At 50.3% G+C, this 6,185-nt stretch carries 5 protein-coding genes; 1 reads left to right on the top strand and 4 read right to left on the bottom strand.

Features of this window, described 5'->3' with window-relative positions:
• The coding region (locus HJW02_RS12725; protein WP_208050650.1) for a SprT-like domain-containing protein at positions 1–299 on the top strand (299 nt) is incomplete at its 5' end.
• A 546-nt stretch (positions 300–845) separates the two neighbouring features.
• Here the strand turns inward: HJW02_RS12725 and HJW02_RS12720 are convergent.
• The 4 genes from HJW02_RS12720 to HJW02_RS12705 all read right to left on the bottom strand — a co-directional run.
• Entirely contained in the window at positions 846–1,364 is a 519-nt protein-coding gene (locus tag HJW02_RS12720) for a hypothetical protein (protein ID WP_146018222.1), read from the bottom strand.
• On the bottom strand, positions 1,345–4,107 hold the full coding sequence (locus HJW02_RS12715) for an RHS repeat-associated core domain-containing protein (protein ID WP_102733182.1): 2,763 nt from the start codon (positions 4,105–4,107) through the stop codon (positions 1,345–1,347). Before HJW02_RS12715 ends, HJW02_RS12720 begins: the two co-directional genes overlap by 20 nt.
• 309 nt (positions 4,108–4,416) lie before the next feature.
• Positions 4,417–5,061, bottom strand: coding sequence for an RHS repeat protein (locus HJW02_RS14180; protein WP_180971056.1), 645 nt, complete (start codon positions 5,059–5,061; stop codon positions 4,417–4,419).
• A gap of 123 nt (positions 5,062–5,184) precedes the next feature.
• The coding region (locus tag HJW02_RS12705; protein WP_208050649.1) for a hypothetical protein at positions 5,185–6,185 on the bottom strand (1,001 nt) is incomplete at its 5' end.

Genomic DNA, 6,185 nt, shown 5'->3' with positions numbered 1-6,185 from the left:
ACACCATCCTGCATGAGATAGCCCACGCCCTGGCCTGGACACGCCACGGAGAACGCACCCACGGCCCGCGGTGGAAACAAATCTGCCGGGAAATAGGGGCCGTTCCCTGCGCCGCCGCCAAACCGGACGCCATCCGCGTCACCACATACAAGTACCTTCTGCGCCTGAAAACGACGGGAGAGGTTGTGGGAAAGTACCACCGCCGCCCCGCCTTCGCCAAACACCTCAAGCGCATGGCCCTGAAAGGGCGCCCCGACACGTTGGGCCAGTTGGAGCTGGCGCCTTATGAAAAAGAATGACCAAGGGTGGCATACAAAATTTCTGATATTGTCGCATTAATATCAAAAGTTTCCTCTCTGCCTGGTTTGACTTTCGATCGGTCCACCACAGCTATTGTAACAATCGCCAAGCCTGGCTTTTAAACTGGTGCGGCATTTGAAGAATATCCAAAACAACGACAGGAATATTTGAAACCTACATACTTGACTAATCATCCTTAAATAGTCATCTGATTCGTCCAAACCGGGCATCTCTCTTTTCATTAAATCCAATAAATAAAAAATGGAAAGAAACTGTGAATTATTATTAAAATTTAATGATATAAATTTCTAAGTATATCATTCAAAAATTGTTCACCTTCAAATAATAAAAAGATGTAAAATAGTCTCATTAGTCAAGTATATAGATTCCTCAAAAACACCGGAACGGCTATACAACCCAGCAAAGCTATCTGCTATAAATCAGCAAAAGCAAACCCTCCGGAAAATGCAACTTTCCGGAGGGTTTGGAAATATTAAAATCTTACGTCTAACCCTGTAACGCTTTTTCAGGACGAACCATACCTATCATTTTGTCAATTCCATAGCTTTACATCGTTGATTCCCTTCTGCTGACCAAGCGTATTCAATATGGAGCAATTTAATTGACATATCTTGAATTTCAAAAGTGAAAAGAACACAATCCGGATCACGTTTCATTCCATTTTCTTCTGGCAACGGAGGCAAGTCGGTGGAATTCAACGTAAATTGATAAATATCCTTCCCTTTTAATTGCAACTGAATCGGCAATATACTCCTATTCGTAAATAATACCAATCGGTCACCATTTCGAATATTTTTCAATTTTCCCTTTCCCTTGATATCTTCCGTATAGATAGTGCTTTTATTATGATAAAAAGAACCAACAGGATTAATAATTTTTTGAAAAAACGAATTATCTCTCTCAAGAGAGATGAAAGCCTTTACAGGTATCTCGTCTTGATTTTTTATGGTTACTTCCAATTGCTCTTTTCCAAATAAATTCATTAAAGAAAAAGGAATTAAAATTAATAAAATAATTAGAATCTTATTTCTTACATTTTTCATTTTCGTCGAATTCATCATTTCCTGGTTGAGATTCTGGAGGATCATAATCACCGCCAATACAATTCCTATAAGCAGTTTTCCATGTTGTATTGCTGTTATTGCCTAAAGGCTTATAGATATAACATTCTTGATTTATTTTTTCCATTTCTTTTTGGATACAACTATAGGCTATTGAACACATTCTTTCACTCACGATAGCTACAGTCTCACAACGATCAGGATTGCTTTCGGCATCATTAAGATCTTCAGTGATACCTACGCTGAGAGGATCCGTTCCATTTGAAATCGAACCACATCCTCCAATGACATTCCCCCATGAGCCACAACATCCCTTACAATGAGAGCTTTGTCCATTTCCGTTACCACTACCGCTACTACCACCAGCACCGCTACTTTTTCCTCTTCCTGTAGGACCTCCTCTACATCCTCTGGAGGGGCCTGACGAAGAGACAAACCTGATCACGCAATGGGCTCTGCTAAAGACCGCTACAGGCCTGCAACAAATTTGGATTGAACATCCTTCTTGCGGAGGTGTTGGTGCAGGAGGTGTTGGTGCAGGAGAAAAAATAGGAACTTCAACGATTCCAGAAGCACCTCCATTGTAGGGGGGTATTTTACCTAATAAATCCACTTCTATGTTAATTCTATTCCTAATAAATGCATACAAATTCCAACCTCCTTGTTCCTGAATGGGATCCCTGTTGATCCATCTTCCGTCTGTGGGATTGAGGTGGCGGTAATTGTAGTAAACGAGTCCCAGTTCGTCATCCATGTACTCGCAAGAAAAGCGGAACCTACTTTCCTGAGCCATGTTTCTCTCTGCCGCAATAAGTCTGCCAAAGGGTGCATACTCATAGCGAGCTCTTCGCGTTTGGTAATCATCAAAGATAGAAGTGACATTTTTCAATGCATCGTGCATGAAGCAAAGATGCTGATCAATGGTCGTTCCTCCGTTTTTCCAATTAGTCAACATCAGAACGCGTGTAGCGGTCGGTTCCGTCGGATCCCACAAATAGCTTTTTACCAGCAAAGGTTCAGGATGCATCAAATCCAGCTCGGCTACCTGCAAATAGCCTCGGTACAAGTACCAGCAATGGCCGGATACTGTTCCATTGACGGTGACTTTCTTCTCGAAGCGCCTTCCCTGGTAGTCGTAGCCGCAAGTGATGGCCGTTCGGCCATCCTGGCTGGTGAAGACGACGGGGCGGTCGTTGGCGTCGTAACTGATTTCCCAGATACCTGTCGAGGTCCTGATGCGGGTCTGGTTGCCATCTGCATCGTAAGTGGGAGTGAATGAAACTTCATTCACGGTCATGTCCATGTACTGATTGAGGCTATTGGCCGCATGCGAGACTTCCTCTTCCAGTTCCCGAACAGTCTTGCGGTTGCCAATGTTATCGTACCGATAGTTGAAGCTCCCACCCTGCCGGATTTGATCTTTGACCAGTTCACTGCGTTTGTTATAGGTAAAATCTCTTATCGTCGCAGGAGTGGCAGCATCCCATGAGTCCCGGCGTTGAGTGGGACGCATCAGCGCGTCGTAGTCGTATTCGTGGCCGGCTACCAATTCGCCATCCGCGCCCTTCCTGTAACCGATGGCGGTTACAAGGTTGAGCCTGGGATGGTAAGTATTGCAGCGGACCATGCCGTTGGGGTAGGTGAGATGGTGGAGGAAGCCGCTGGTTTGATCATACTGCCAGGTAAAAGGAGACTCCAGTCCTTCCAGATTCATCCTAATAATGCCACCCTGATGGTCATAGTCAAGATGGGAGTGCTGCACGGTGCGTGTGCCGAGCATCAGGCGATATCCGTTGGAACGCCCTTGGGCATCGTATTCTTCCTGAGTGCAGCTTTCCACACTTCCAAAGGAAGTGTCCTGGATCATGCGGCCGTAGGAATCGTAGGAAAATTCCCTGATGCCGGAGGCATCGGAGATAGAGACCACTTGACCTAGATGGTTATAAGAATAGAGCCAGGGTATGGTTTCATCGCTGTGAGAAATGGAGACAAGTTCTCCGGTCAATGGAGCGTAGATATAGCTAGTGACGATCCCTCTGGCCTTGGTCAATGTCTCCAGACGGTTGAGTCCGTCGTAGGTTTTGGAGACACAGGAACCGTCGGCATAGGTCTTCTTAAGTTCCAGCCCCGTAGCCACGTGGTAGAGCCACGCGGTGGTGTCTCCGTCGGTACGGCCGGAAGGATCGGAAGTGATGTCTCTCTCATCCGCCCGGAAGGTAGTCAACGCCACCATGTGATCGGCTTCGTCGTAGGCGAAACAGGCCGGCTGGATAGAGGTGCCGTACTCGGCCGTCTTTCTGCCGCGGATGTCGTAGGAATAGCAGGTAGTGCCTCCCAGGCCGTCGGTGATGGAAGCCACGGCATTGCAGCAGGGAAGGTAGCTGGTGGTGGTCATGGTGCCGGATGCGTCCGTGATCTTGACAGTACGTCCTGCAAGATCCGTTTCCTCAATAGTAGTGTTGCCGCTGCCGTCGGTTTTTTCCAGAATCATGCCTGTGGAGATATAGAAGCGCTGCTGTGAGGCATGGATGCCGGTGTGATTCGTTTGACTTACCATAAAGCCGTCTACGATGACAGATTCGGCTATAATATCCGAAGTCGGAATCTGACTGAACCGGGTGCGTTTAGTCGGAGCGGTATACTCCGTCCACTGGATGCTCTGCTGCCCGTAGACGTCTGTGGTGATGGATTTGTTTTCCAGAATTGCACTGAGCCTGGAAATCATATTCTCCGTGGTTTGAGTGAGGGGGCAACCGTAGGCATTGTAGGTAGTGGAAGTGTGCACTTGGTAGATGCCGTCTTCCCGAACCCGGAAGCAGGATGAGGTTTCCGATATCCTGTTTTTTGAAGTATCCTCCGGATGGAGAGTGTCCAATAGAACAGTTCGTCTTATGGCTTGCCCCAGTTCACTGTAAGTGGTGACCGTGGGTGCCAAATCTTCCTTTTGGGTGTGTACGAGCAGTCCTTTCTCATTGTAGGCATTCCTGGTTGTTACGAATCCCCCCTTCGTATTGGGTTGTTCCTGCCGGACGGTTTAGCCAAAACCGTTTTCCAGATTGCGTGAGAGAATGGCTCCTTTGGACAAAGTGGTGGTCAGGATGCCTTCTTCTGTCAGCTCCAGCCGGGTCTCCATCTCTCGCTGGCCGGTTCCGCCTTGTAAGATGGCAGTCCCGTCATAGTACCTCTTGGTAGGTAGTGTGGCTCCCGAAGGAGTAGTGATGGTTGTTGTAAGGTAGTCCTCTCTGTATTCCGTTCGTGTCACTCTGCCAAGTATATCCGTAGAGGAAACTACTCGTCCCAGATCGTCGTACTGCGTACCTTCTACCGTGGTCATGGCTCCTATGTCGCGGCGTGTCGAAACCTTTCTTCCCGCCGCATCCCTTGTGTAGGAGGTAATCGTTTCTGGCGTGGTTTCTGTCACCGAGCGGATGGTTTCCACCAGCTGTTTGGCCGAGTTGTAGCCGTAGCTGGTGGTAATGCCGTCTTCGTCGGTTTCCCTCAACGGGCCGCAGCACATCCATTCCGTCGTGCTGGTGCGCCCGTTGCCCTTGGTCGTCTTGATGAGCCTTTGCTCGTCGTCGTACTCGTAGTCCTCCGAGGCAATCAGCGACCAGTCCTCTCCGGTGTGAACGTATTGTTCTCTCCTGGTGGTGGCGCCGTTCTCAGCGATGTATTCCACGTTTCGTGTGCTTTGTCCGGGAACGATGCTTCCGTTAGCCTGCACGGTCTCCATCACCTTGTGGACGGCACCGTATTCCGCGGCTGCTTCATAGGAATAGACCGTCTGGACGCCATTGACGCCCTAGCTCATCTTCCGCCTGCCCCGGGCGTAGGCATACTCCGCCGCCTCGCCGTAGGTTTCAGAGATACTGATATGTGTGTTTTCCGACCCCAACGCCGTTTCCTTCACCGTGGTGCGGCTGACCTGCGGACTGTCTTCATACGTGTAAGTGCGCTTGAGAAGTTCCGTTTCCGTTCCATCCTCGGCAATGACCACCTCGGTTTCCGTGGCCGGCCTGAAGTCGTTAAAGCGCAGGTCGGCGTAAGTGGTTCGGGTCCCTCTCTCCCCGCCTCCGGTCCAGGGAGCAGCGGAAAGCACGGTTCTGCCCTGGTCATCGTACTCGTAGCGCGTGTAACCGCCGTCGGGCTTGATCTCCAGGGACACCCGGAACTGGTCGTTATAGGTATAGAGGGTGGTCCTGGCCAGAGAGGTCTTGTACCCCTCCGTCCGGCTGATGGTCAGCCAGCCCCCGTCGGTGTACTTCTTCACTGTCCGGGTACAGGAGGCGGGCGCTTCCTCGTTGATACCCTGAATAGTTTCAAGGCGCTCCCACTTGGAATCGGGCAGGGCGTTGCGTTCAATGGTGCGAACGATGCGCTCGTCTCCCTCTCCCTGGATGGTCGTCACCTTGTTGCCTTCCGTCCTTCGCTGCGTCCGGAAGACAGGCATCCCCTCCCTCTGTTCGGCGATGTCCATCACCTGCACGCCCTGGTCGTCACTCAATTCATAGCTGACCGTCTTGTAGGGAGTTCCGGTGCCGGCAAAGCCGCGCGCATTCTTGCTCACCTGGCCAGGAGCGTACCATTCCAGAGTGAGCCTGTTGCCTTCCCCAACCGCCTGGAGCAGTCCCCGGGACTTGGACCAGATGCTCTCAATGGCTCCCGTGGAGGGATGGCGGTTCACCTTCATCTGACGGGAATAATCTTCCGCCGTGGTTTCCACGCCGGAGGCGGAAACCATGGAGACAACCTTTCCGGTGGCTGCCGAGAAGCGCAGGGTGCGCCCATTGCTCTGGACCATGT

Source organism: Akkermansia sp. GGCC_0220 (assembly GCF_017566105.1).
GTDB classification, from domain to species: Bacteria; Verrucomicrobiota; Verrucomicrobiia; order Verrucomicrobiales; family Akkermansiaceae; genus Akkermansia; species Akkermansia massiliensis.
The sequence above is the reverse complement of the archived record's forward strand: the minus strand, read 5'-3'. Positions and strand labels throughout refer to the sequence as shown.